We start from the raw sequence: 26,785 nt of genomic DNA on the forward strand, positions 1-26,785 counted from the left end.
AAGTGTGACAAGAAGAGTTTTAGTAACAGGGTCGAGCCGTGGTATTGGAAAAGCGATAGCATTACAGCTGGCAGAAGCAGGTTTTGATGTTACTGTACATGCACGTTCAAAAAAAATAGAAGCAGAACAGGTGGTTGCTGAAATTAAAGCCTTGGGTCGCAAGAGTCATACACTTTTATTTGATGTCACTGAACGAGAACAAGTACGACATTTATTAGAACAAGATATTGCACAACACGGTGCTTTTTATGCTGTGGTATTAAATGCAGGCTTAACGCATGATGCTGCATTTCCCGCTTTAACTGACAATGATTGGGATGAAGTTATTTCTACATCTTTAGATGGTTTTTATAATGTATTAAAACCATTGGTGATGCCAATGATTCGCCTAAAACAAGGTGGCCGTATTGTGACCATGTCTTCGGTATCTGGTGTGATGGGAAATCGTGGGCAAGTGAACTATAGTGCAGCCAAGGCAGGATTGATTGGTGCAACCAAAGCGTTAGCGTTAGAGTTAGCCAAAAGAAAAATTACCGTCAATTGTGTTGCACCTGGTTTAATTGAAACTGAAATGGTCAGTGACGAAGTTCAGGAACATGCTTTAAAAATGATCCCGATGCAACGCATGGGGCAAGTGGATGAAGTCGCAAAAGTGGTTAAATTTTTATGTAGCGATGATGCAAGTTATATCACCCGCCAAGTGATTTCGGTGAATGGGGGATTGATATGAAGCGTGTTGTTGTAACTGGAATGGCTGGGATCACTTCATTAGGTGAAACAGCAGATACTATTTTTGAGCAAATTACAGCAGCAAAAAATGGTATTCGCTATATGCCTGATTGGGAAGTCTTTGCTGATTTACGTTGTAAAATAGCGGGTCCAGTTGAACATTTTGAAATTCCTAAACATTTTAATCGTAAAGTTACGCGAGGCATGGGACGTGTTGCTTTAATGTCAGTGATTAGTGCTGAAAAAGCCTTAGTTGATGCCAACTTATTAAACGATCCTATTTTACAAAGTAGTGAAACTGGGGTTGCCTTTGGTTCTTCAGCAGGAAGCGTAAACGCCGTTGCTGAGTTTGGTTCAATGTTATTGGAAAATAACATGAGCAAAATCAATGCGACGACTTATATCCGTATGATGTCGCATACCAGTGCGGTCAATATGACGGTTTACTTTGGCTTAAAAGGACTGACATTACCCACATCGAGTGCATGTACCTCTGGTTCAATGGCGATTGGTCAGGCTTATGAAGCGATTAAGTATGGTAAGCAGACCGTCATGTTTGCAGGCGGAGCAGAAGAGCTCAGTGCCGCAAGTGCCGCAGTATTCGATGTATTACTGGCAACCAGTGGTATGAATGATCATCCAGAACGCTCTCCTCGTCCTTTTGACCGTGACCGAGATGGATTGGTTGTTGGTGAAGGCGCAAGTTGTTTAATTTTAGAAGAATATGAACATGCCAAAAAGCGTGGTGCAAAAATATATGCAGAAATCATCGGCTATGGCAGCAATACCGATGGACAGCATGTAACTCGTCCAGACTCAGAAATGATGGGGCGTTGCATGGCTTTAGCGCTAAAAGATGCACAAATCTCAGCTGAACAGATTGATTATGTCAATGCGCATGGAACATCGACAGATCAAGGTGATATTGCAGAAACCCAAGCGACCGCACGTATTTTAGGTTACAAACCGATTAGCTCACTGAAAAGTTATTTTGGTCATACCTTAGGTGCATGTGGTGCGATTGAAGCTTGGTTGAGTATTGAAATGATGCGTCGGCAACAATTTGTTCCCACATTAAATTTAGAAAATATTGACCCATTATGTGGTGATTTGGATTATATTGTGGGACAAAATCGAGAAATAAATGCCAAAATTTTAATGAGTAATAATTTCGCTTTTGGAGGAATTAATACTTCGATTATTTTTAAAAAATTAGATCACTAACGAGGGTATAACATGTCTATTCAATCTATTAAAAAAATCGCCATTGCTTTCGCTTTAACTACCAGTGGAATGGCTTCTGTACATGCAGCTGATACAATTCATCAATTTAACTTTCAAGAAGCAGTTAATCGTGCTGTTGCCGATGGTTTTTTAGATGGTTCAGTGAAGTTTTATTTAGCTGGAACTAAATCTGGTGGTAAAGTCATTGAAAAAGGTTTAGTGACCAATAAAAAGACCAATGGTTTTGCTAAATCTGCTGAATCTTCTTGTGATCGTGTTTTGCGTTCAGCACTTATTCAATTCCAAAATACAGCGAAAACGCGTGGTGCAAATGCTGTGACCAATGTTGTCAGCTTTTACAAATCGAATGAAACACGCAGCACGACAACGTATGATTGTGCAAAAGGAACTGCAATTGCAGGTGTTGCATTGAAAGGCGATATTGTAAAGTTCTAATGACGGCATAGATGTTAAGGTAATTGGGTCAATGAAACAGAATGAAATTCAAATACATTTGATTGCATTGGCTCAGTTACTCGGACTAGATCGAGATCAATTCAAAGATTTTCCTAGTTATAATCAATATAAAAAAAATCAAATTTATCAATATCGTAATCAAATTTTATCAGACTTACTTCAAATTGAAATTAATGATCAATCGATTGTCAAAACTGAATATGGCAAACCGTATTTAATTGATTATTCTCAAGTTGTTTTTAACCATTCCCATAGTCAAAAACATTATGCACTTGCCAATAGTCTACGAGTGCAGGATGTTGGTATTGATGTGGAAGATTTAGATCGAGTCGTTCGTTTTGAAGCCTTGGCCAAACATGCTTTTCATCCAGAAGAATTACAAACTTGGCAGGATTTAGATTTTGATTCAGCGTTTTGGTTTAAAGTTTGGACGACCAAAGAGGCAGTATTAAAAGCATCAGGTTTGGGAATTCGATTAAGTTTGAATGAATTAAATACGCATGCGCATCCTATAAACGATGGGGGGATCTGTACCCATCCGCAATTGGGTAGTTTTGCATATCAAAACTTTAATTTAGGTCATGTGATGCTGACTGTGTCTTGGCGCACAGCTTTGTCGTGTAAAGGTTTTGCGTTTCCAAATATACAGATTATTCAGCATTGATGATGCATAAAAATAAATTCAAAGATTGTTGTTAACACTTAAAAACTTTCAAAGCGTAAAAAAGCCCATCAGAAGATGTAATGTCGATTAGTTAAGCGTAATTTTATTATTACCGATGATAAATCTCCCCTAACCCCTCTTTACAAAAGAGGGGAATACTCGTGAATTCAATGCGGTATTGAATCCAAGATACTCCCTCCTTTTTCAAAGGTGAGGAGCATGCTCCGCAAGGGGGAGGATTAAAAATACTTAACTAGCATTACATCCAAAGATGAGCTATTTTTAACCTAAAACTGAGAATTAATGAGGAATATGCTCTTCATCTTCAAATTCAGGTTTAACTTGTACAATAAAGTCTTGACGGTTTAGACCACGCCATAATGCAAATGCAGTCCCGATATAAATCGAAGAATACGTACCGACAAATACACCAATAAACATTGCAACAGAGAACCAATGTAGACCATCGCCACCCAAGAACATCATTGCAAGTACAACCAGCAAGAGTGTCATAGACGTATGAATGGTACGTTTTAAGGTTTCGGTCAAAGCAATGTTGACGATTTCGAGTGGTGATGCACCACGAATCTTACGGAAGTTCTCACGAATACGATCCGATACAACGATGTTATCGTTCAATGAGAAACCGATTAATGCCAAGACTGCTGCTAAAACAGTTAAGTCAAATGGCCATTGCATCATTGCAAAGATACCAATGGTCACGATGACGTCATGTAGTAATGAAAGCACTGCGCCCACTGCGAGTTTAAACTCAAAGCGGATGGTGACATAGATCAACATCAGTAGCATAGCTAGTGCTACAGCACCCGCAGAACGTAAATACAGCTCGTTACCCACTTGACCACCGACTGAGTCCACTTTATGCACGACAGCAGGGTTATTTGGTAATTGAACCGCTTTAGTTAACGAATTGCTTAAATCTTCAACATTGACGTCTTGTGGTGGCATACGCACGATGAGATCTTTATTACTTCCCAAGGTTTGTACAACAGCATCTTTAAAGCCAGCTTTATCTAAAGTCGCTATCACTTCAGCAGGTTTTGCTGCAGATTGATAATTCAATTCTGCTGAAACACCACCAGTAAAGTCTAAACCAAGGTTTAGTCCTTTGGTGACAATAAAGAAAAGACTAGCAATCGTGAGGATGATAGAGATGATTGCCGCTGGTTTGGCAATCTTCATAAAGTTAATTACGTGCTCATCATCTGGGCGCCCGTATTTCTTTTTCGCTTGAGTCACATCAGTCATCATAGATCTCCTTATATGCTCAACTTATTCAAGTTACGTTTTTTGCCATAGATCAATTGGATAATTGCACGTGTTACTGTAATTGAGGTAAACATCGAACAAACAATACCAATCATCAATGTGACAGCAAAGCCTTTGATTGGGCCTGTCCCAATAGCAAACAAGATAAACGCAACCAAGAAAGTGGTTAAGTTTGAGTCGAGAATGGTGTTATATGCTCGATCATAACCCGCAATAATGGCCTGTTTCGGTGAAGCACCCCAGCGCATTTCTTCTCGTATTCGTTCACAAATCAATACGTTGGCATCGACAGCCATACCAATGGTGATGACAATACCAGCAATACCCGGAAGGGTAAGCGATGCGCCAATCCACGACATGATGGTCAATAACATGGCCAAGTTTACGACCAATGCAAAATCTGCAATTAAACCAAATAGACGGAAGAATATTACCATCCACAGTGCAACAAGGAGGAAACCTACAATTGTAGAGGTTACACCTTTATCAATATTTTCTTGACCAAGACTCGGGCCTACAACACGTTCTTCTACGAAGTACATTGGCGCAGCCAAAGCACCTGCACGGAGCATCAATGCAAGTTCTGCTGATTCTTGTGGAGAGTCTAAGCCTGTAATACGGAATGAAGAACCTAATACCGCTTGAATCGTTGCAGCGTTGATCACTACAGATTCAGTATAAGGCGTACGAACTTCCGTCATCACACCTGTTACAGGATCTGCAACAGACGTAATTTTCTGTTTATTTTCAATAAACAGTACAGCCATACGTTTACCAACAGCATTACGTGTTGCATCAGACAATAACTTACCGCCCGCGGTGTCTAGAGTAATGTTTACTTCAGAGCCACCTGTATCTTGGCTAAAGCCACTCGATGCATTTTGAACACGTTCACCTGTTAAGATACGGTTACGATTTAATAAAAGCTCTTTACCACTGTCCAGAGACTCATAAGCAAAAACTTCAGTGCCTGGAGGTAATGGCTGGCCATTATATTTACCTGTAAAACGGTCAATATATTGATCATTCAAATCAGAAACCAAACGGAATTCTAAGTTCGCTGTACGACCTAAAACACGTTTTGCTTCAGCAGTATCTTGTACACCTGGAAGCTCAACCACAATACGGTTGCTACCTTGGCTTTGTACCAATGCTTCAGCAACACCAAGTTCGTTAATACGATTACGTAAAGTCGTTAAGTTTTGATTCAGTGCATAAGACTGGATTTCTTGTTTAGTTGTATCGTTATAGGTCAGTTTTAGCGTAGAACCTGATTCAGTTGCTAAAGCTTGTTGGTTATATTTATTACCTTCACGACGTAAAAAGTCCATGACAGCAGCGCGGTCATCATTATTTGCAAACTGAATCGTAATTGTGTTGTTATTTAAAGTTAAGCTGTTGAACTTGACTTTATTTTCACGGAATTCACGACGTAAATCAGATGCAGATGTTTCCATACGCTGTGCAATTGCTTTATCCATATCTACTTCAAGTAGGAAATGAACACCGCCACGTAAGTCCAAACCAAGCTTCATTGGTTTAGCACCAATTTTTTGCAACCACTCAGGTGTCGTTGGCGCGAGGTTTAGTGCAACCGTATAGTTTTCACCTAAGCCTTTGCTCAACGCATCTTTGGCTTTTAACTGTGCTTCAGACGTACTTAAGCGTAGAAGAGCAGCGTTGTTGGTGAAAGTATTATCATGACTGCTAATATTTTCGCTTTTTAAAATTTGCTCTGCTTTCTGTATCACAGTCTGATCAATCGTGGTACCTGCCTTGGCGCCAGAAATTTGAACAGCAGGCTCGTCAGGATACAGACTTGGCAGTGCGTATAATGTACTGATCACAAGTACAACTAGGATCAATATATATTTCCATGCAGGGTAACGCATTCGCTTTCTTCTTAAAATGAAAAAGTCGTGCTCATGCACGACCGTTTTATGATTAAAGGTTATTTAATGTGCCTTCAGGAAGTACTGAAATGACACTTGCACGTTGAACTTTTACTTCATTTCCTTTGCTTAATTCAACTACTGCAAAGTCACCATCAATTTTGGTGATACGACCCATTAAGCCGCCAGCAAATACAACTTCGCTACCTACACCTAAGCTTTCGATTAAAGTACGGTGTTCTTTTGCACGTTTTGCTTGAGGACGCCAAATGAGAAAATAGAAAATTGCGACAAATACTGCAATCATCAATAAGTTTGCCATCATACCTGGCCCCTGAGCGGGAGCTGCAGCAGCGTGAGCAGAAGAAATAAATAAGCTCATTTCAGTTTCCTAAAGTTAAAAAATTTTGTCATTTTCATGACTTTTAAATTGACTTGTTCAGCAATTTACCTTGTCTTGGAGTTCAGCGCAAATACTGTTGAATGAATCTTCAATGCAGATTTATATTGGGGCATTAGTTCTCAGGACAAGGCGGAACTTCTAAACCACGACGTTGATAGAAATCTGCAACGTACTCATCGAAAGTTCCATTGTCTAATGCATCACGAATATCTTGGGTAAAACGTTGGTAATAGCGTAAGTTATGGATTGTACCTAACATTGAAGCGAGCATTTCTCCACATTTTTCTAAGTGGAATAAATAAGCACGGGTAAAGTTAGTACAGGTATAACAATCACAGTGTGGGTCTAATGGACGTTGGTCATGGCGATATTGACTGTTACGAATACGGACTAAGCCATCTGTGACAAAGTAATGTCCATTTCGTGCATTGCGAGTTGGCATGACACAGTCGAACATATCGACACCACGACGAATCGCTTCAACGATATCTTCTGGCTTACCTACACCCATTAAATAACGCGGTTTATCTTCAGGCATTTTTGCAGGAAGATAATCTAAAACTTTGATCATTTCTTCTTTAGGTTCACCGACGGATAAACCACCAATCGCAAAACCATCAAAATCAATTTCTTTTAAGCCATTTAAAGACTCTTCACGCAGGTCTTCATACATACCGCCTTGAATGATTCCAAACAGGGCATTTCTATTTTTCAATACATCGTGATGTTGCGTTTTACAGCGCTTAGCCCAGCGTAAAGAAAGCTGCAATGATTTTTGAGCTTCTTCGTGAGTTGCAGGATAAGGCGTACATTCATCAAAAATCATCACGATATCTGAGTTCAATGTATGTTGAATATCCATTGAAATTTCAGGCGATAAGAAAACTTTTGAGCCATCAATCGGTGAGCGGAAGGTTACACCTTCTTCTTTGATTTTACGCATTGCGCCTAAACTAAAGACTTGGAAACCACCAGAATCGGTGAGAATTGGTTTGCCCCATTTCATAAACTCATGTAAGCCACCATGTTCACGAATAACATCTAAACCGGGTCTTAAATAAAGATGAAAGGTATTACCTAAAATAATTTGTGCTTTGATATCTTCAATATCGCGAGGAAGCATCCCTTTAACAGTACCGTAAGTACCTACAGGCATGAAAACAGGTGTTTCAATCACACCATGTTCTAAAGTTAAACGACCACGACGGGCACGCCCCGACTGACCTAATTTTTCAAACTTCATAAATGACCTAAATCTGGCGGAAAAACAGTCCGCTGATTGATAATAGCAAAAGGAGGCTATTTTCCCTGATTTTGTGGTCGAATACCAGTCATGTTGTTTTTGATTCTGTTTAAATTTCTAAAACTAGGCTTGGACGGTATGCTTTAATTTTGATGGATTGAACGCAAAGTTATTATCCTTCAAGCTTGAAAAGATCATGTAAATGAACCCGTTTACTTTGCTATATTTAAAAACAAATAAAGCAAGCCATTGCTCACTTTATTTATGATTTTATTTTTTAGATAAGTTTTGTATTCATTGGTTTAATTCTATTTTTTAGAGAAACGTCCAATCACAATAAAACCAACAACCAATAAAATCATGATGAAAATTCCATAATGATTCCAAAAGTTACGTTGCATTTTATTTTCTTGATACTCAGGGTTTGTGCTCAATGTCGTCACAACATCTGCAGGTAACTCGTAAAAGGTATCTGGTTCTGCATCGGTCATTCCGACGAGTGTACAGTCCCAAGTTTTGACATCTGCCCATAGAATACCAAAATGACTACATTTATACCCAGCATTCAAGTCTTTAAGTTCTTCATATTGGCTTAAAACTTGTTGTGGAAATGCACCCACTTTAAACATTTCATCCCCAGTATTAAACACCAGTAAACCCTTGGCTTGAGCTGGCGCTTGCCAGAGGAAGCATAGGCATAACATCATAAATAGTTTTTTTAACATTGAATATTCCCCAATCTTTAGATTGTTTTGTTGTAAAGAAATCAGTTGTTTTTTTAGTCAATGGAAAAATATCAGAAAAAAATCGAGATGTCATTTTTTATATTTTATAAAAATAATGAATTCTTTCAATGATATCTTCCTTACTTAGTGCAAAGTCATGATTATCTATTGTTGAAATATGTCGAACTAAATTTTGAATATGAAGATTTGCTTCATTAAATTCATGTTCAAATGTCAGTAAATAGGCTTGATGCGCGACAAATAATGAGTCGAATGGTTCAACCATTTCTACGATTTGCGCTAAATCGATCAGTAGATCTTTATCCGCTTGATTGAGTTTGATCGGCTGTTGATTTGTTACTTTAGACCGAATTTTAAAATCTGCAATAAATTCAAATAATAATGATGATGGCGGATTCAGCTCTTGAGCAGTCTCTAAGATTATATTTTGTTGATTTTTTACATTTATTAAGAAAATAATCCGAGAACGATCGAGACTATAAATTTTAATCAAATACACAATGGCTTGGGTAAATATGTCTAAATACAAATTGAGCTTTTCTTGTTGATCTTGTTGTGGGTAAATATCTTGAAATATAAGCGAAATAACAGAATCTTGCTCTGAAAAATGACGATCTTTATTGAGAATCTGTTTATTTTCTTCACTTATTTTATTGCGATATTTCCATTTGCTTAGATTCCACTTGTCTTGTTCAAGCAAATATTGCTGTTTATCTTCAACATCACTAAAAATAGAAGCTTCTGTAGAGACTAAAAAATTTTGTAGAGTCGAGTTTTCATCCACTTCGATGACAAAAGCATAAAGTGCATGTTTTTTATAACGATAATAGAATTGCTGAAAGGCATCAATAATCAATGTTTTAAGCAGGACTTGCTGTTTTTCTACTTGGTTAGGCATCGCCATCTCTACATGATTTAAACATTTTCATTTTTCTAAAATAAGATCAAATTTTTTTATTGACCTTCAGTTTTTTGCACTAGCTTTTAAGAAATAGAAGCAATGGAAAAGTATGCAAATAAATGACTTTTGTATTGCTTATCCTTCTTTTGAAAATAGTCACGCTTTCCATTTATTTGTATTCATTGCACTTATCATCAATATAAATTTCAGGTTGTTGCTATATTCAAAGGGCTTAGATCACAAGTCATATTGCTTTAAGATTGTTTTGGTCGAAATTTGGAAAAGGCAAATGCCAAAAACAATCAAAGTGAATAATTGTGATTTAGTATGCATTTTATATTAAATTTGTTAAATAAAAAATACTATTGTTGGCTATTTATTCAGTTTTTCTTTAAAATTATATGGAATAAATTGTGTAAACATTCTGTTCCGCCATTTATATTTGTACAGAACAGATATTTTTTAGAAGACGCTTGCAGTGAGTAGAGCGTTTAGAAATTTGGTTTATAATCAAAATTTTGTGTAACAACATGATCAGAGAATGGGCGAATCGATTTCTTTGCTAATGTGATGGTATTGACCATATTGTTCGGAAAAACTTCAATGGTGTTATTAAACTCTTCAACATTGCGGTTAAAAATCGTGATTGCTGCGCCCACATTTTCATTCTGTTCTTGGATATCATCCATCATTTTGGCATACAACGTATCTGCTTTAAGTTCAGGATAGTTTTCAACCACAACATTCAAACTTTTCATCAAATCTTGGTTTAATTTTTCAATGTGTTGAAGTTGAGAAACATCTGTATTATTCAGGTTTAAATTTAAAATCTGTTGGCGTAATTCAGTTACTTTTTCTAAGGTTGATTTTTCAAATTGAGTATATTGCGCTAAAGTTTGTTCTAAGCTTTCCAAAGTCTTTACTTTTTGACGTTCAAAATTGGCAACTTCTGCCCACGCACGCTTAGTCGCATTGAAATAACGCACGATATTATTTCGGATCAGAACGCCCCAAACCATGAGAATGATAAAAATCCCAATAAATACGATTAACCCCATTTTGATTATTCCTTATAAATTATGAAATTAAGTTTAACATGCATCGTTTGAATTTTTCATATTCAGGCATGGTCAATGTTCTTAAATGTCCCCTCAAAAGCGAAATATCATTTAAATTTTGTTTCTTGCGTGAAATATAAAAGAGGTTCTGATCTCCCATATAACACAACATATTTTCCTCAAAATGATAAACAATATCACCTGAATAATATTGAAAAAAATCAATGAGTTTGAGTGTAATACTTGGGCTAATGGTTCGTGCAAGTTGATGTTGATTTAAACCAAAAATGTGTAACTTTTGATTCACTAAAATATCACTGGTTTTCCAAATTTGAGTATAAGGTGCAATAAATTCATCATGTTGATTGCTGGCAGCAAATCCGAGCGCAGGCATTTGAAATACAAAAGCACCCCATTGGTTTTTATGTATTTCCTTAATTTTTTGTTTTTCACCTTGACGATTTGGAAGTGAATACTCATCCACATAGTGATAATGAAAAAGCATAACATGATGCTCTTGTTCACCATCAAACCATGTTGTCGAAGCAAACTGTTCTATTTCATTTGACAGATTGCCTTGAGAGAAGAATGGAAAATTTTGTTTGAGCTTACTCATTACCAATAAGGTATTGGTTGTTGTTGGAATATGCTTAGGTGTTTTGTTGTAATGTAAATCGTAACGCAGCAACATGATGCGTTGTTCTAGAAAATAGATGACATCATCAATTGGATCACGTTCTTCATAAATTAAATAGGCCAGAAAGCAGCACAGCAGACCTGCCAATAAACTCAGTGGATAGGGAATATAGTGATGAATCAGCAACCCAAATAAGGCTGTGAATACACCACAAATAAATAAAAGTTTCGGAATAATATTATGAAAATACAAATCCTTAACTTCTCCCCACGGATGTAAACCATCCAAAATATCTTGTGCAGACTGTGCTTTCTGACCGATTTCCCAGAGGCGAGCAATATTTCGCATCACGTGCTGATTTTTCTTGGTTCGAATGTGAAGCAGTCGTTCAACAGTTTCTATTGGCATATAAAAATCTAAAAAGGCGTTATTTTAATCGTGGAGATTAGCGTTGAGGTGTGATTCGCACATCAAAGATAACTGAAAATAAATTATTTTCATGTGTTCTAGTTGAATGATTATGCAATAAATTTAATCAGAAAAGAATCTAATTGTGACATTGTTGGAAGGGCAGCATTTGTGATGAGTTATCGCTTTGTTGTTTTTAAGATAAGGCGCAATATGTATATAACGCCCTATCTTAAGGTCAAACTGATTTAGTTGGCATTCTCAATCAGCATGGCGTCACCATAACTAAAGAAGCGATATTGACTGTCTACAGCATGTTTATAGGCATTTAAAATATAATCACTTTTGGAAAGTGCCGAAACTAACATTAACAAAGTTGATTCGGGTAAATGGAAGTTGGTAATCAAACGATCCACAACACAAAATTGATAACCTGGATAAATAAAGATTTGAGTGTCTCCAGTCCACGCCCCAATTTTCCCACCACAAGCTTGTGCTGCACTTTCTAAAGCTCGTGTTGCTGTCGTACCAACGGCAATGACTTTATTGCCACGTGCTTTGGTTTCTTGGATGAGCTTAACGGTTTCTGCAGGTACATCACACCATTCACTATGCATGATGTGATTTTCAATATTGTCTGTGCGTACAGGTAAGAATGTACCCGCACCGACATGTAAGGTCACAAAAGCTTTTTGAATATTCTTTTGTTCGAGTTTTTCTAATAAAGCTTCATCGAAATGTAAGCTTGCTGTTGGTGCTGCAACACTCGCTAATTTTTTTGGGTCATTAAATACGGTTTGATAGCGTTTAGTATCAATATCTTCTGCTTCACGATTAAAGTAGGGTGGAATAGGAAGCTGACCGTACAAATCCAAAACTTTTAAAATCGGTTGTGAAAATTCAACAATATATAAATTTTCATGGCGACCTGTGACGGTCACTTTAACTTCATCAGGGCCTATAAAAAGCTCTGCACCTGCTTTAGGAGAGTTACTGGCTTTAATATGACAATGCGCAATCGTCTGGTCGAAAATACGCTCAACTAAAACTTCAATTGCACCACCTGAAGCACGTTTACCTTTGAGTCGCGCTTTCATGACTTTGGTATCATTTAAAATGATTAAGTCACCTTCGTTAAATAAGTCGAGAATGTCGGTAAACTGATGATCTTGGTAAGAACCATCAGCATTTAAATGTAATAGGCGAGATGCGCTACGCGTTTCTAGCGGGTAACGAGCAATCAGTTCGTCAGGGAGATCAAATTTAAAATCAGAGAGTTGCATCATGGAGAGAATATTTGGCATTTAAAAATTAAAAACTTTGGCTAGTATAGTCTTTTTTCAAATTAATGGCTGAAATTGATGCTTTATAATCCAAAAAAACGCGATATGATTTAAAATTAATCAAATATAATAACTTGTCGTTGACAAGAAAGTTAAACGCGTTATTATACGCACACAACCTCTCCCGAGGTGGTGAAATTGGTAGACGCGGTGGACTCAAAATCCACTGTCAGCGATGACGTGTCGGTTCGAGTCCGACCCTCGGGACCAGATTTAGAATCTGATGATTCTACAAAACCCAAGCTTGTACTAACAGCTTGGGTTTTTTGTTTTTTAAATTTGCTCATTATAATTTTTCTCAGTTTTATTTTGAGTTTCTCATCAGTAGCATTCGCTTATTGGGCGGTATAGATCTTAATTGCAGTTGTTCAGCCTATTCGAGATTTTGTTATATCAAGGCATAAACTGACTCAAATTGTGTATTTGGTAAGTTTAGGGTGTATTTTTAACGTATTAAATTCTGTTTGATGATGTCCTAAAACAGTTCTCTAAATAACGAAAATAAAAAAGCCGATGCATTTACATCGGCTTTCTTTTTACACCACTGATTCAATCAGCGTTGTATTTAACTTATTGAGCTGCTGCAAGTGTTGCATTTAAGGTTGCACTTGGGCGCATTACAGCTTCAACTTTAGCTGTATCCACTGCATAGTAACCACCGATATCCGCTGGCTTACCTTGAGCAGCTGCAAGTTCTGCAATGATTTTGTCTTCATTCTCAGCCAATGCTTTTGCAAGAGGAGCAAACTTAGCTTTCAATTCAGCATCATCATTTTGCGCAGCCAGTGCTTCAGCCCAGAATTTCGCAAGGTAGAAATGGCTACCACGGTTGTCTAATTCACCCGTACGACGTGATGGAGACTTGTCATTATCCAGTAATTGACCAGTCGCTTGATCCAATGTCTTCGCCAATAACTTAGCACGTGCATTGTCTTCTTTAAGACCTAATTCTTCCAAAGAAACAGCCAAAGCTAAGAATTCACCCAAAGAATCCCAACGCAAGTGGTTTTCTTCTACAAGTTGCTGTACGTGTTTAGGTGCTGAACCACCCGCACCTGTTTCGTACATACCACCGCCCGCCATTAGCGGAACAATAGACAACATTTTTGCAGAAGTCCCCAATTCCATGATTGGGAATAGATCTGTTAGATAATCACGTAAAATGTTACCTGTGACTGAAATTGTATCTAAGCCACGTGCTACACGTTCAAGCGTATAGCGCATTGCACGTACTTGAGACATGATTTGAATATCAAGACCACTGGTATCATGATCTTTCAAGTATTTTTGTACTTTTTTAATCAATTCATTTTCATGTGGACGGTATGGGTCAAGCCAGAAGATCGCAGGCATACCTGAGTTACGTGCACGTGTTACAGCAAGTTTTACCCAGTCACGAATCGGAGCGTCTTTAACCTGACACATACGCCAGATGTCGCCTTCTTCAACGTTTTGCGACATCAACACTTCACCTGTTTCAAGATCGGTGATGTTTGCAACACCAGCTTCTGTGATCTCAAAAGTTTTGTCGTGTGAACCGTATTCTTCAGCTTTTTGCGCCATCAAACCAACGTTTGGAACAGTACCCATAGTACGTGGGTCAAAATTACCATTCCACTTACAGAAGTTGATCATTTCTTGGTAGATACGCGCGAAAGTTGATTCAGGCATAACAGCTTTACAATCGTACTGCTTACCATCAGCACCCCACATCTTACCACCGCCACGGATCATTGCAGGCATAGAAGCATCAACAATTACATCATTTGGTGAATGGAAGTTGGTAATGCCTTTTGCAGAATCCACCATTGCAAGAGCAGGGCGGTGTTCTTGGCATGCATGAAGATCTTCAATGATTTCTTCACGTAATGATGTTGGTAAAGTTTGGATCTTTTCGTAAAGACCTGCCATACCGTTATTGACATTGATACCTAATTCGTCAAATAACTTACCGTGTTTTTCAAACGCATCTTTGTAATAGATTTTCACGCAGTGACCGAATACGATCGGGTGTGAAACCTTCATCATTGTTGCTTTTACGTGTAATGAAAATAAGATTCCTGCATCACGGCAATCATCAAGCTCTTTTTCATAGAAATCACAAAGCGCTTTTTTGCTCATGAACATTGAATCGATGACTTCACCATCTAACAATGCAACTTTTGGTTTTAAAACAATGTGCTCACCACTTTTCGTGATCAGTTCCATTTTTACATTGCGCGCACGATCAAGTGTCATTGACTTTTCGCCGTGATAGAAATCACCTTCTTCCATGTGCGAAACGTGAGTTTGTGACCACTGTTTCCATTCGCTCATTGAATGTGGATGTTTCTTGGCGTAGTTTTTTACTGCAGCAGGTGCACGACGGTCAGAGTTACCTTCACGCAAAACAGGGTTTACTGCCGAACCTAGGCATTTACCATAACGTGTTTTGATTTCTTTCTCTTCATCAGTTGTAGGATTTTCCGGATAATCAGGAATTGCATAACCTTTTGATTGAAGTTCTTTAATACACGCTGTTAACTGTGCAACTGAAGCACTGATATTCGGCAGTTTGATAATGTTCGTGTCAGGATCTTGAGTAAGACGACCAAGTTCTGCAAGGTTATTCGGTACTTTTTGCTGTTCAGTTAAGTAATCTGTGAATTCTGAGAGTACACGTGCGGCCACGGAAATGTCACTTTTGACGATTTCGACACCTGCCGGCTTAGTAAAAGTCTCAATGATCGGCAGCAGCGAGTAAGTCGCCAACAATGGCGCCTCGTCGGTCAGTGTGTAAATGATTGTTGACTTTCCACCAGCCATATATAGCCCCTTACGTTGAATTAAGTTTTTAGGAGTGAATTTTCAACTCAACTCCTATGAACCGATTTGCTAAAAATAAACCCTAAGAGTATCAGCCTTCATTGCATTTCAGTCAACGTGAGTTCTGTGATAACGACATTTCGCTGAGAAATACTACATCATTCATGTTTATAGTCGTGCCGCTTTTTTATGTGAAAAGGTGATCTTTTTAAGGTAAAAATAATGATGATCTTTGGAAAAGTATAAAAACAATAAATAGTAGATTGTATGTGTGAGTACTAAGCGTGTTGATTAGCACTACAGTAATAGTTTTAATTTTAAGCCTTATTTTGTCCATTTGAACAATTTCGAAATTGAAGATTTAACACTACAAAATTCGATAAAAGTGAAGTGATACCCGCTTGGTATTTTCATTTATAAACTTATAAGTGATCACATGTTTAGTTAAATTGATACAAATAAAGGATGAGTTTTATCGAAATTTAAATAGATTTGGTTTTATTTAACAATATAACTGTTATATTATTTTATGTGAATATTTGTAAATACTATGTTTTATAAGTTGATTAAATTTTTTTAATTTTTGAAGGGTTGGATAAACGACATTATATTTTAGGGCTATTTTAGAAAAGCTACTTCATTAACTGAAAGGCAAGATGAGGTGAATATGGGATTAGAATTTTTAGAGGCTCATCAAACAGACCAGCTCAGTGCTTGTAAGTTGTCTTTACTTTTGGGTGTTTATACTGCTGATAATAAAATTGCACGCTTTATGCGCATTGCACGTGCAGTTTTGAATGTCGAAAATGCAATTTTTACGTTTCATAATGAACCTTATAAATGGATCGCATCGGAAGCGTCCGATTTTCAAGCATTATTGGTACAAAATAAGAAAAACTTTGCTGCTTGTTTTGAAAATGATTTAGTCATTACGCAAACACATCCCCATTATGAAACGCTCTCAACACATTTATTCAAATTGGGTATCGACCATGCTCGGTTGTTGTGTTACGACTTACGGTTTGAAATGCAGGAATCGATTGCTCATGTTTATTTCTATGATCAGCAACAATTAGAATTTACCACTAAACAGTTAGATTTATTAAAAGAATTAACGACTGGTCTAGTTGCAACATTGCAAAGAAATTTTGAATCCGAAGATTATTATGAGTTATACGAACAAGAACGTGCCTTGAATTTTAGTAAAACAAAATTCTTTCAAGTGATTGCACATGATCTACGCGCACCATTTCATGGGCTAATTGGTTTTTCAGATGTCCTTGCCAATGAGCGCGACACCTTGGATGATGATAATGCTCAGAATATTGCCAATTATTTATATGAGACTTTGCAGTCTACGTATTCTTTACTTGAGAATTTACTCAATTGGGCAATGTCAGAGGGGGGGCGTTTTGAATATCATCCGATTAATTTTAAATTAAAACAAACCTCTAGAATTGTTTATGAGGTGTTAAATACATTAGCAGTCAAGAAAAATATAGAGCTGATTGAAGATATTTCACCTGATTTGTCAGTCTATGCCGATATGAATATGGTGACATCGATTATTCAAAACTTGGTGTCTAACGCTTTGAAATTTACCCATACCGATGGAACGGGCAAGGTTAGTGTTACTGCAAAGCGTGTTGGGCAAAATATTGAAATTACCATCAAAGATTCGGGACTTGGGATGACACAGTCTCAAATAGACCAAGTTTTTGAGCCGAAAATCAAGGTCAGCTTTAAAGGGACAACAGGAGAAAAGGGAACGGGTCTAGGTTTGGTGCTGTGTAAGCGATTTGTTGATCTGAATCATGGTGAAATTTCAGTAAGTTCGAGTAAAGGCCAGGGAACTACATTTAAAGTCTTATTGCCGATGGCGAAAGAACCACATTTAACCTTATCTGCGAATGAAGTTGAGCAAACTTAAGAGAATCTTCCCAAAATAAGAAAACGATTTGCTAAACAAGCCTCTTTGTTTGTTTTGCATGCTTTATAGATTAAGAAAAATATAAAATCTTCCCCTAAAGTGAAGCCAAACTGCTATAAATAAACTGAGAAAATAGACGTACGAGCTTTCCCGATGAACGCTGAGCAATTGCAAAAAACATTACATGCAAGTCAGTATGCAGAACAAGTATTAAGTTTACATCAAGTTGCTTTAGAACAAGATTATGCGATAGACCAATTTCAGAAGCCACTGAGCACACAACAAATACAACAGTTGATTCAAGATGAATTGATCAATATCCAAGATGAAATTGTTTGGATGAAAACCTTACGTATTTTACGTGCACGGTTAATGTTCCGTTGGATTTGGCAAGATGCCAATCAGCTTACAGATGTTGTTACATTGACCCGTGAACTTTCAGATTTTGCTGATGCCAGTATTAATGTAGCCAAAGATTTTGCACGTATTCCATTGGTCGCCAAGCATGGTGAGCCTGTTGGTTATGGTGGCAATATTCAAGATTTGATTGTCATTGCCATGGGTAAATTAGGCGCACAAGAGCTGAATTTATCCAGTGATATTGACTTAATCTTTGCCTTTGATGAACAAGGTGAAACCAATGGACGTAAATGTATCGATGTCCAACAGTTTTGTATTCATTGGGGGCAGAAAATTATTTATCTGCTCGAGCATATTACCGCAGATGGTTTTGTTTTCCGTGTCGATATGCGCTTACGTCCTTGGGGCGATGGTTCTGCACTTGCGATTAGTCATGCCGCTTTAGAAAAATATTTAAGTCAGCATGGGCGTGAATGGGAGCGCTATGCATGGATTAAAGCACGAGTGGTTTCAGGTGGCAAAGAGGGTGCAGACCTCTTGGACATGACACGACCTTTTGTGTTCCGTAAATATGTAGATTACACCGCTTTTGAAGCAATGCGTGAAATGAAGGCCATGATCGAAAGAGAAGTGGCACGTCGTAATATTGCGGATGACATCAAGTTGGGTGCAGGTGGGATTCGTGAAGTTGAGTTTATTGTGCAGGTTTTCCAACTGATTTATGGCGGGTCTAAATTAGAACTACAAGACCGCCAGTGTTTAGTCAGTTTACAGCACTTGGGGGAAGTCGGTTTATTGGATCATCAATCGGTATTGGATCTTGAAAATGCCTATTTGTTCTTACGCCGTGTTGAACATGCAATTCAAGCTTTAAATGATCAACAGACGCAGTCTTTACCGACAGAGCCTGAACTGCGCCAACGTATTACCGATACTTTGGGTTTTGAGGGGTGGGAAAGTTTTACTGAATTTTTAAATCAAAAACGCAATAAAGTCATTTATCAGTTTGAGCATCTCATTAAAGAAAAAGGACTTGAATCACCAACAGAAAGCTTTAGTCAGTTAGAACAACAGCTTGAAGCTGTATTGGATGATAATGCCAAGAATTTGATTCATGAATTTTGGTTTGGGCATGCAATTAAAAAGCTCCCTGCCAAGGCGGTACAACGTCTTAAAGAGTTTTGGCCACATTTGATTGAAGCCATTTTACAATCCGATAAACCTCAAATTGCATTGATGCGTTTGATGCCTTTGGTTGAATCTGTCATGCGCCGTACCGTGTATTTGGTGATGCTGATCGAGAGTAAAGGCGCATTACAACGTTTAGTTAAAATGGCAACGGTCAGTCCATGGATTTGTGAAGAACTGACACATTATCCAGTGTTGCTGGATGAATTTTTATCGATGGATTTTGAATTGCCAAAACGCAAAGACTTGGAAGATTCTTTACGTCAGCAATTGTTGCGCATTGAGATTGATCAAGTTGAAGATCAAATGCGAGTTTTACGTTTATTCAAAAAATCCAATGTATTAACGGTGGCTGCAAGTGATGTACTTGCAGAAAGCCCTTTAATGAAAGTATCTGATGCATTAACAGATATTGCAGAAGTCTCTGTAAATGCAACTTTAAATCTTGCTTACCAAACTGTGGCGAAACGTCATGGTTATCCTGTTGATGTTGAAGGTAAACGCTGTTCACTAGATCACATGGCTTATACCGTGATTGGTTATGGCAAAGTTGGTGGCATAGAACTGGGCTATGGTTCTGATTTAGATCTTGTTTTTATTCATTATATGGATGAGCAAGCGGATACAGATGGACATAAAGTGATTAGTGGTTTTGAGTTTGCGATACGGGTTGCACAAAAGTTTCTGTCGCTAATGACAACACAAACTTTAGATGGGCGAGTTTATGAAATTGATACTCGTCTACGTCCTTCTGGTGAGGCGGGTTTATTGGTTACAAGTCTCAAAGCTTTTGAACAATACCAACTTAAAAATGCATGGTTGTGGGAACATCAAGCAATTGTTCGTGCACGTTCAATTGCGGGTGAGCAGAGTTTAAGAGTAAAGTTTGAAGAATTACGTTGTCGAATTCTCACATTACCGAGAGAAGAGGAAACCGTTCGCCAAGAAGTATTGAACATGCGTCAGAAAATGAAAGATCATCTGGGTTCATCAAAAGAACAGAAAAAAGATGGTATTTTTCATTTAAAACAAGATGCAGGTGGTATCGTTGACATTGAATTTATGGCACAGTATATGGTGTTAGCCTGGAGTGGGACGAATCAAGATCTCGCCCATTATTCCGACAATGTACGAATCCTAGAAGACGCTGCAAAAGCAAATCGCTTATCCAGTGATGATGCATCAGCCTTGATTCAAGCTTATCTCAGTGAACGTGCCGAAAGCCATCGTTTAGCACTTGCAAACCATAATATGCAAGTTAATGCTAAGGATTGGCAAGATACCCGAGAGGTCGTTTGCAAGTTGTGGCAAAGATTAATTGATCCAACAGCGACTTTCGTTGTGGAAAGTGAATAATTGTATAAAAATTTGGAGTGTGCGCCATGAACTTGGCTGATCGTGATGGTTTTATTTGGCAAGATGGACAAATGGTTGATTGGCGTGAGGCTAAAATTCACGTCTTAACTCATACATTACATTATAGTATGGGGGTTTTTGAAGGTGTCCGTGCTTATGAAACGCCGAATGGTACCGCGATTTTCCGCCTTCAAGACCATACCAAACGCTTATTGAACTCTGCAAAAATTTATCAAATGAAAGTTCCATTTGATCAAGCAACACTTGAGCAAGCTCAAATTGATGTGGTACGTGAAAATAAACTGGCTTCTTGCTATTTACGCCCAATTATTTTTATTGGTTCTGAAAAATTAGGTATCGCTGCAACAGATAATAAAATTCATGCAACTGTTGCGGCATGGAGTTGGGGTGCTTACCTTGGTGATGAAGCAATGGCACGTGGTATTCGTGTTAAAACTTCATCATTTACGCACCATCATCCAAACGTGACGATGTGCAAAGCGAAAGCCTCTGGTAACTACACGGTATCAATTTTAGCGCATCAAGAAGTTGCTCATTCAGGTTATGATGAAGCGATGTTGCTTGATCCTCAAGGTTTTGTTTGTCAAGGTGCTGGTGAGAACGTATTCCTGATTAAAGATGGTGTATTGCATACACCTGATTTAGCAGGTGGTGCATTAGAAGGGATTACTCGTCAAACTGTAATCACGATTGCGAAAGACTTCGGTTACGAAGTGATTGAACGTCGTATTACGCGTGATGAATTCTATATCGCAGATGAGGCATTCTTTACCGGCACAGCTGCGGAAGTGACACCAATTCGTGAGTATGATGATCGTGAAATTGGTTCAGGTACACGTGGTCCGATCACTGAGAAAATTCAAAAAGCATTCTTTGATGCTGTTCAGGGTAAAGATCCTAAATATGCACATTGGCTAACTTATGTAAAATAAGTGGCTGAATATTAAAAAGGATTCCAGTTGGAATCCTTTTTTTATTTCTAAATTTAGATAAGTTTTTGAATATTCTTAACTAAAAGTCTTAGCTAAAACAATAGAGCCTGATTCAACTTGATAAAAAATTAGACTTTATAAAAATCTCTGTACCAATCCACAAATTGTTTTACGCCATCTTCTACAGATACTGATGGTTTATAACCTACGCTTTGTTCTAAAGCCGTACTATCCGCAAATGTGTCAGGAACATCACCTGCTTGTAAAGGTAATAAATCTAAAATGGCTTCTTTACCCAAAGCCTTTTCAATGGCATGAATATATTCAATTAATTTAACAGGATTGTTATTGCCAATATTAAAAATACGGAATGGTGCATTACTGGTCGATGGATCTGGATTTTTACTATCCCAGTTTGGGTTTGCTTGTGCAATTTGATCACTTGAACGGATCACACCTTCCACAATATCTGAGATAAAGGTGAAGTCACGGGTATGATTGCCATGATTGAAAACAGGAATTGGTTGATCTTGAATAATATTTTTAGTGAATTTGAATAGAGCCATGTCTGGACGACCCCAAGGACCATAAACCGTAAAGAAACGTAATCCTGTTGTCGGTAGCTGAAACAAATGACTATAACTATGTGCTATCAATTCATTAGCACGTTTGGTTGCAGCGTAGAATTGAACAGGGTGGTTCACGCCATGCTGCTCACTAAATGGCATAGTCGTATTCGCACCATAAACACTGCTGGTACTTGCATAAGTAAGATGTGGTGTTTTCGAGTAACGGCATGCTTCAATAATATTGGTAAAGCCAATCAGATTGCTTTCAACATAGCTCAGTGGATTTTCAAGTGAGTAACGCACACCTGCTTGTGCAGCTAAGTGTATCACTCGGTCAAATTGATGATCTTTAAAACATTGATCAACAATAGCTTTGTCTGCAAGATTTGCTCGAATAAAGATAAAAGATTGTTGAACTTGTTCAGCTGTTTCTGCTAGAACTTTGAGTCGTGCTTCTTTCAATGCAGGGTCGTAGTAATCGTTAACATTGTCAAAACCAACAACATCATCACCACGTTCTAAAAGTCTTTTGGCAACATGGAATCCAATAAAGCCTGCTGCTCCAGTAACTAAAACTTTCATTCATCTGCTCCGAAAATATCTCGTGTATACACTTTATCTAATACATCGCTTAAATCATTGGAAACACGATTGGCAATGATCACATCACTAAGTTGTTTGAATTGTTCTAAATCATTGACCACTTTAGATTTAAAGAAGTCTTCTTCATCTAAAGTCGGTTCATAAACAATTACATCAATCCCTTTGGCTTTAATACGTTTCATCACGCCTTGGATGGCAGATGCTCTGAAGTTATCTGAGCCACTTTTCATGACTAAACGATAGATTCCAACTGTATTAGGATTCCTTGCAATAATTGAATCTGCAATAAAATCTTTACGCGTGCTATTTGAGTCAACGATTGCTTGAATCAGATTACTTGGGACTTGATTGTAATTGGCTAAAAGCTGCTTAGTATCTTTAGGAAGACAGTAGCCGCCATATCCAAAAGAAGGATTATTATAATGATTGCCAATTCGTTGATCTAAACATACACCTTCAATGATTTGCTGTGTATCTAAACCAAAAATTTGTGCATAGGTATCTAACTCATTAAAGTAAGCGACCCGCATAGCCAAATAAGTATTGGCAAATAATTTAATGGCTTCTGCCTCTGTAGAATCTGTGAATAAAACAGGGCTGTCTTTTTTAATTGCACCTTCAATCAACAGATCCGCAAAAAGCTGTGCGCGTTCTGATTTTTCACCCACAATAATGCGAGAAGGGTACAAATTATCATGCAGTGCTTTACCTTCTCTTAAAAACTCAGGGGAGAAGATAATATTTTCAGTATTGAATTTTTCTTTTAAATTCTGAGTAAAACCTACTGGGACAGTTGATTTAATAATCATCACTGCTTGAGGATTAATCTCTAGCACTTGTTGTACGACGCTTTCAACACTTTGCGTATTAAAGTAGTTGGTACGTGTATCATAATCAGTCGGTGTTGCAATAATGACAAAATCAGCGCCAGTATATGCTTCCACAGGATTGGTCGTCGCTTTGAAATTTAACGGTTTTTCTTTTAGGAAAATTGAAATATCCGCATCTTGGATTGGCGATATTTTATGATTCAGTAAATCAACTTTGTCTTGAATAATATCTACAGCAACAACATCGTGATGTTGTGCAAAGATCATTGAATTGGATAAACCAACGTAACCTGTTCCAGCGACTGCTATTTTCATAAAAACCTAGTATAGAAAATGTGCTTGCAAAAGTGTATTGACTGTCACAACTGATTTATCGAAATATTGAAAAATAAAATGATCATTATCAGTTTAGATCGTGACAGCATCATAACATATTCTCAATAAACAAATTGTTCAGCTTATGCAATCGGATACAGTAACTTGGCGATGGTAATGGTATGATATGCCTATTGCTCAGGTGGAAGATTGATGCATGCAGGTCAATGAATCAAATTTACAGTCGAATTTAGTTGAATCAGAACAGAATATTGTTTTATGTATGAAATGGGGCACCAAATACGGTGCTGATTATGTCAATCGACTTTACAACATGGTAAAACGACATACCACCATCGATTTTAAAATGGTATGTTTGACTGATCGTACAGAAGGGATCGATCCAGCTGTTCAATGTTTTCCAATTCCATCATTGGCATTGCCGGAAGGAAGCCCTGAACGAGGTTGGAATAAGCTGTCTACTTTTGAGCCTGACTTATACGGCTTAAAGGGTAATTTGCTATTTTTGGATCTTGATGTTGTCATCGTAGACAATATTGATGATTTCTTTACTTATCCAGGTGAATTTTTAATTATCCATGACTGGAAACGACCTTGGCGTGTGACAGGCAATAGTTCAGTTTACCGATTTAAATTGGGTGCATTCCCTGAAATTTTGCCGTATTTCCGTGAAAATTTCGATGAAATCAGTCATAAATTCAGGAATGAACAAGAATACTTGTCTTGGTATGTCGATCAGCAGAAAAAACTGAGCTATTGGCCAAAAGACTGGTGTAAGAGTTATAAATACCATTGCTTACAGAAGTTGCCATTGGCGTATTTCAAACCACCCGTAAAACCTCAAGATGCTAAAATCATCATTTTCCACGGTGAAATTAATCCACCTGATGCGATTTCTGGTGGCGGCGGTAAGTGGTATCGCTATGTATTGCCATCTGATTGGATTAAGGATGCTTGGCAGTAATTCATCGATTTTATTTGATACTATTTGAGAACAATATAGATGCAGAATCTTGATATCGTAATTGCTTGGGTTGATGGCAATGATGTTGAGTTAAAACGGAAACGTCATAAATATCTGACAGGTGAAGATGCTTCTGATGCTGTGAGTGATACACGTTTTGCCAGTAATGATGAAATTTACTACAACATTGCATCTATATTGAAATATGTACCCTTTTGTCGCCGTATTTATGTTGTGACAGATCATCAAAAACCTGAGTTTTTAAATGAATTTGTTTCACAAGGTTTATGTGATGCGGATAAAATTCGGGTCGTAGATCATCGTGAAATTTTTTCGGGTTATGAGCAGTTTCTACCAACGTTCAATACTCGATCTATTGAAAGTATGCTTTGGAATATTAATGGTCTTTCAGATTATTTTATTTATTTAAATGATGATTTCTTTTTCAATTCTGAAGCGAATATAGCAGATTTTTTAGAATCCAATAAAATCGTGACTTATGGACATTGGAAGCGTTGTTTGAGTTATAAAACTAAACTGAAATATCGTAAGTTTTTAAATCGAAATTTTAATAAACCGATTCAACCTGGTCATGTCATTGCGCAAATGTTGGGCGCAGACATTTTAGGTTTCAAAGAATTTTTTGAAATTCACCATTATCCACATTGTGTTGATCGGAAAATATTGGCGGATTATCTTCTAACCCATCCTGATTTGTTGGAAACACAAATCAAATATAAATTTAGAAGTGTAGAGCAACTGAATCCAATTTCATTGATGAATCATTTAAAAATTCAAAAAAATGAAGCAATCTTAAAGCCTGATTTAGCATTGGCATATTTAAAAAATGCTGAAAGTGTTGTGTCATTCATTCAAGCATTAAATCAGAATGATATTCAGTATGGTTGTATTCAAAGTCTAGATCAGCTTGATGCTGAAAATGCAGCCTTGGTTCGAAATGCAATGATCGAAAAATTACAGGGCTATTTGCCACAATCTGTAATTTCTTAAAAAGTAGGTAATTGGAAGTAGCGCATGAAAGTTGAAACTTATCTTATTAATTTAGAGGGTAGTGATGAACGACTTGCGAGAGCGACTGCGCAATTACAAGCGGTAAACTGGCCGTTCGAGCGTTTTGCTGCGTATGATGGTCGTGGTAAAGCACTTTCATCTTTTGAAAATTATGATGATCAATTGACACAGCAAACATTGGGACGACGCCTACTGAATTCTGAGTTAGGGTGTTATTTAAGTCATTATGGTTGTGCAGAAAAGTTTCTACAAAGTGATGCGGATTATCTTGTTGTATTAGAAGATGATATGAAAATAACCGATGATTTCAAAAAATCTGTGGATGAGATTTTAGCGTATTTAGATACGCATCAAGATTTAGATTGGTATCTTATCAACTTAGCAGCCAAAAAGAAAAAACTCGCAAAAGATATCGTAAAGTTAAATGAGTTTACATTATGGCATGCTTATTATTTTCCTATCCGAGGTTTAGGTTTGATCTGGTCTAGAAAGGGTGCGGAAGCATTTATTGCCCAAGGAAAAACCATGAGCATGCCTGTGGATATTTTCTTTCAAACGTGGTTGAGTAAAAATGGCAAAGGCCTAGGTGTTTGGCCAGCTTTTGTTAAACCAGCGGGCTTAGATAGTGATATTTTAGGTACAGTTGCAACACAAGGGATTTCCAGAAAAGACAAAGAAAACCGTGATGGTTCTTATGGTTTTAAGAAACAAAAGCGTATGTGGCGAGATCGAATGTATGCATTTAAACATCTTTATTTTTAATAAAGATAATATATTTTTTGTTTAAAAAATAAGCTGTTTTTTTAAAGTCTTTTACGGATCCTTATTTGGTTATTTTAATGAA

At 37.5% G+C, this 26,785-nt stretch carries 22 protein-coding genes and 1 tRNA gene; 11 read left to right on the forward strand and 12 right to left on the reverse strand.

The features are described from left to right. Positions 1 to 4: 4 nt before the first annotated feature. From ACY45D_RS03015 to ACY45D_RS03030, 4 genes are all read left to right on the forward strand, one after another. The gene (locus tag ACY45D_RS03015; RefSeq protein WP_463108378.1) at positions 5 to 730 is read left to right on the forward strand and encodes a 3-ketoacyl-ACP reductase FabG2; all 726 of its coding nucleotides are present in this window, start codon (positions 5 to 7) and stop codon (positions 728 to 730) included. Beyond that, complete coding sequence (locus tag ACY45D_RS03020; RefSeq protein ID WP_463108379.1) at positions 727 to 1,953, forward strand: beta-ketoacyl-ACP synthase; 1,227 nt, start codon at positions 727 to 729, stop codon at positions 1,951 to 1,953. The genes ACY45D_RS03015 and ACY45D_RS03020 overlap by 4 nt, the downstream gene beginning before the upstream one ends. 69 nt (positions 1,954 to 2,022) lie before the next feature. Next, positions 2,023 to 2,409, forward strand: a complete 387-nt coding sequence (locus ACY45D_RS03025; protein ID WP_463109413.1) for an excinuclease — start codon at positions 2,023 to 2,025, stop codon at positions 2,407 to 2,409. Positions 2,410 to 2,440: 31 nt separating this feature from the next. Beyond that, positions 2,441 to 3,094 carry a 4'-phosphopantetheinyl transferase family protein gene (locus ACY45D_RS03030; RefSeq protein WP_463108380.1) on the forward strand — a complete coding sequence of 218 codons (654 nt, stop codon included), beginning with the start codon at positions 2,441 to 2,443 and terminating at the stop codon, positions 3,092 to 3,094. 300 nt (positions 3,095 to 3,394) lie between these two features. On the opposite strand, the gene secF is transcribed toward ACY45D_RS03030, so the two are convergent. The 9 genes from secF to queA form a co-directional block, all read right to left on the reverse strand. After that, positions 3,395 to 4,366 (reverse strand): protein translocase subunit SecF, encoded by a 972-nt coding sequence (gene secF, locus ACY45D_RS03035; protein ID WP_463108381.1) that lies wholly within the window; start codon positions 4,364 to 4,366, stop codon positions 3,395 to 3,397. 8 nt (positions 4,367 to 4,374) lie between these two features. Next, the gene (gene secD / locus ACY45D_RS03040; protein ID WP_463108382.1) at positions 4,375 to 6,276 is read right to left on the reverse strand and encodes a protein translocase subunit SecD; all 1,902 of its coding nucleotides are present in this window, start codon (positions 6,274 to 6,276) and stop codon (positions 4,375 to 4,377) included. A 52-nt stretch (positions 6,277 to 6,328) separates the two neighbouring features. Further along, the gene (gene yajC / locus ACY45D_RS03045; protein WP_463108383.1) at positions 6,329 to 6,658 is read right to left on the reverse strand and encodes a preprotein translocase subunit YajC; all 330 of its coding nucleotides are present in this window, start codon (positions 6,656 to 6,658) and stop codon (positions 6,329 to 6,331) included. Between the two features lie 133 nt (positions 6,659 to 6,791). Beyond that, positions 6,792 to 7,922 (reverse strand): tRNA guanosine(34) transglycosylase Tgt, encoded by a 1,131-nt coding sequence (gene tgt, locus ACY45D_RS03050; RefSeq protein ID WP_010112666.1) that lies wholly within the window; start codon positions 7,920 to 7,922, stop codon positions 6,792 to 6,794. Between the two features lie 308 nt (positions 7,923 to 8,230). Further along, positions 8,231 to 8,647: a hypothetical protein gene (locus ACY45D_RS03055; RefSeq protein ID WP_463108384.1), complete on the reverse strand. Its 417-nt coding sequence runs from the start codon at positions 8,645 to 8,647 to the stop codon at positions 8,231 to 8,233. A gap of 97 nt (positions 8,648 to 8,744) precedes the next feature. Then, positions 8,745 to 9,566 (reverse strand): hypothetical protein, encoded by an 822-nt coding sequence (locus ACY45D_RS03060; protein WP_463108385.1) that lies wholly within the window; start codon positions 9,564 to 9,566, stop codon positions 8,745 to 8,747. A gap of 494 nt (positions 9,567 to 10,060) precedes the next feature. Next, positions 10,061 to 10,627: a LemA family protein gene (locus tag ACY45D_RS03065; protein WP_463108386.1), complete on the reverse strand. Its 567-nt coding sequence runs from the start codon at positions 10,625 to 10,627 to the stop codon at positions 10,061 to 10,063. Between the two features lie 19 nt (positions 10,628 to 10,646). Beyond that, positions 10,647 to 11,672, reverse strand: coding sequence for a hypothetical protein (locus ACY45D_RS03070; protein WP_463108387.1), 1,026 nt, complete (start codon positions 11,670 to 11,672; stop codon positions 10,647 to 10,649). Positions 11,673 to 11,920: 248 nt separating this feature from the next. After that, positions 11,921 to 12,955: a tRNA preQ1(34) S-adenosylmethionine ribosyltransferase-isomerase QueA gene (queA, locus tag ACY45D_RS03075; RefSeq protein ID WP_463109414.1), complete on the reverse strand. Its 1,035-nt coding sequence runs from the start codon at positions 12,953 to 12,955 to the stop codon at positions 11,921 to 11,923. Positions 12,956 to 13,138: 183 nt separating this feature from the next. On the opposite strand from queA, the gene ACY45D_RS03080 reads away from it, so the two are divergent. Further along, positions 13,139 to 13,225 (forward strand) — tRNA-Leu (locus ACY45D_RS03080). Positions 13,226 to 13,585: 360 nt separating this feature from the next. Here ACY45D_RS03080 and ACY45D_RS03085 read toward each other — a convergent pair. Next, the gene (locus ACY45D_RS03085) at positions 13,586 to 15,820 is read right to left on the reverse strand and encodes an NADP-dependent isocitrate dehydrogenase (RefSeq protein ID WP_463108388.1); all 2,235 of its coding nucleotides are present in this window, start codon (positions 15,818 to 15,820) and stop codon (positions 13,586 to 13,588) included. A 667-nt stretch (positions 15,821 to 16,487) separates the two neighbouring features. On the opposite strand from ACY45D_RS03085, the gene ACY45D_RS03090 reads away from it, so the two are divergent. From ACY45D_RS03090 to ACY45D_RS03100, 3 genes are all read left to right on the forward strand, one after another. Continuing rightward, on the forward strand, positions 16,488 to 17,750 hold the full coding sequence (locus ACY45D_RS03090; protein WP_463108389.1) for a sensor histidine kinase: 1,263 nt from the start codon (positions 16,488 to 16,490) through the stop codon (positions 17,748 to 17,750). A gap of 153 nt (positions 17,751 to 17,903) precedes the next feature. Beyond that, positions 17,904 to 20,654: a bifunctional [glutamate--ammonia ligase]-adenylyl-L-tyrosine phosphorylase/[glutamate--ammonia-ligase] adenylyltransferase gene (gene glnE / locus ACY45D_RS03095; RefSeq protein WP_463108390.1), complete on the forward strand. Its 2,751-nt coding sequence runs from the start codon at positions 17,904 to 17,906 to the stop codon at positions 20,652 to 20,654. Between the two features lie 26 nt (positions 20,655 to 20,680). Then, positions 20,681 to 21,607 carry a branched-chain amino acid transaminase gene (locus tag ACY45D_RS03100; RefSeq protein ID WP_463108391.1) on the forward strand — a complete coding sequence of 309 codons (927 nt, stop codon included), beginning with the start codon at positions 20,681 to 20,683 and terminating at the stop codon, positions 21,605 to 21,607. A gap of 128 nt (positions 21,608 to 21,735) precedes the next feature. On the opposite strand, the gene ACY45D_RS03105 is transcribed toward ACY45D_RS03100, so the two are convergent. Together ACY45D_RS03105 and ACY45D_RS03110 are read right to left on the reverse strand one after the other, a co-directional pair. After that, positions 21,736 to 22,758 carry an NAD-dependent epimerase gene (locus ACY45D_RS03105; RefSeq protein WP_463108392.1) on the reverse strand — a complete coding sequence of 341 codons (1,023 nt, stop codon included), beginning with the start codon at positions 22,756 to 22,758 and terminating at the stop codon, positions 21,736 to 21,738. Next, the gene (locus ACY45D_RS03110) at positions 22,755 to 23,924 is read right to left on the reverse strand and encodes a nucleotide sugar dehydrogenase (protein ID WP_463108393.1); all 1,170 of its coding nucleotides are present in this window, start codon (positions 23,922 to 23,924) and stop codon (positions 22,755 to 22,757) included. The genes ACY45D_RS03105 and ACY45D_RS03110 overlap by 4 nt, the downstream gene beginning before the upstream one ends. Positions 23,925 to 24,141: 217 nt before the next feature. Between ACY45D_RS03110 and ACY45D_RS03115 the strand changes: the two genes are divergently transcribed. The 3 genes from ACY45D_RS03115 to ACY45D_RS03125 are packed head-to-tail and all read left to right on the forward strand — an operon-like array spanning position 24,142 to position 26,703. Continuing rightward, the gene (locus ACY45D_RS03115; protein WP_463108394.1) at positions 24,142 to 24,909 is read left to right on the forward strand and encodes a glycosyltransferase; all 768 of its coding nucleotides are present in this window, start codon (positions 24,142 to 24,144) and stop codon (positions 24,907 to 24,909) included. 39 nt (positions 24,910 to 24,948) lie between these two features. Next, positions 24,949 to 25,920: a Stealth CR1 domain-containing protein gene (locus ACY45D_RS03120; protein ID WP_463108395.1), complete on the forward strand. Its 972-nt coding sequence runs from the start codon at positions 24,949 to 24,951 to the stop codon at positions 25,918 to 25,920. 24 nt (positions 25,921 to 25,944) lie between these two features. Next, positions 25,945 to 26,703 carry a glycosyltransferase family 25 protein gene (locus ACY45D_RS03125; protein ID WP_463108396.1) on the forward strand — a complete coding sequence of 253 codons (759 nt, stop codon included), beginning with the start codon at positions 25,945 to 25,947 and terminating at the stop codon, positions 26,701 to 26,703. The last annotated feature ends 82 nt before the right edge of the window (positions 26,704 to 26,785 follow it).

The sequence above is a fragment of the Acinetobacter sp. BZX-2 genome, assembly GCF_055179795.1.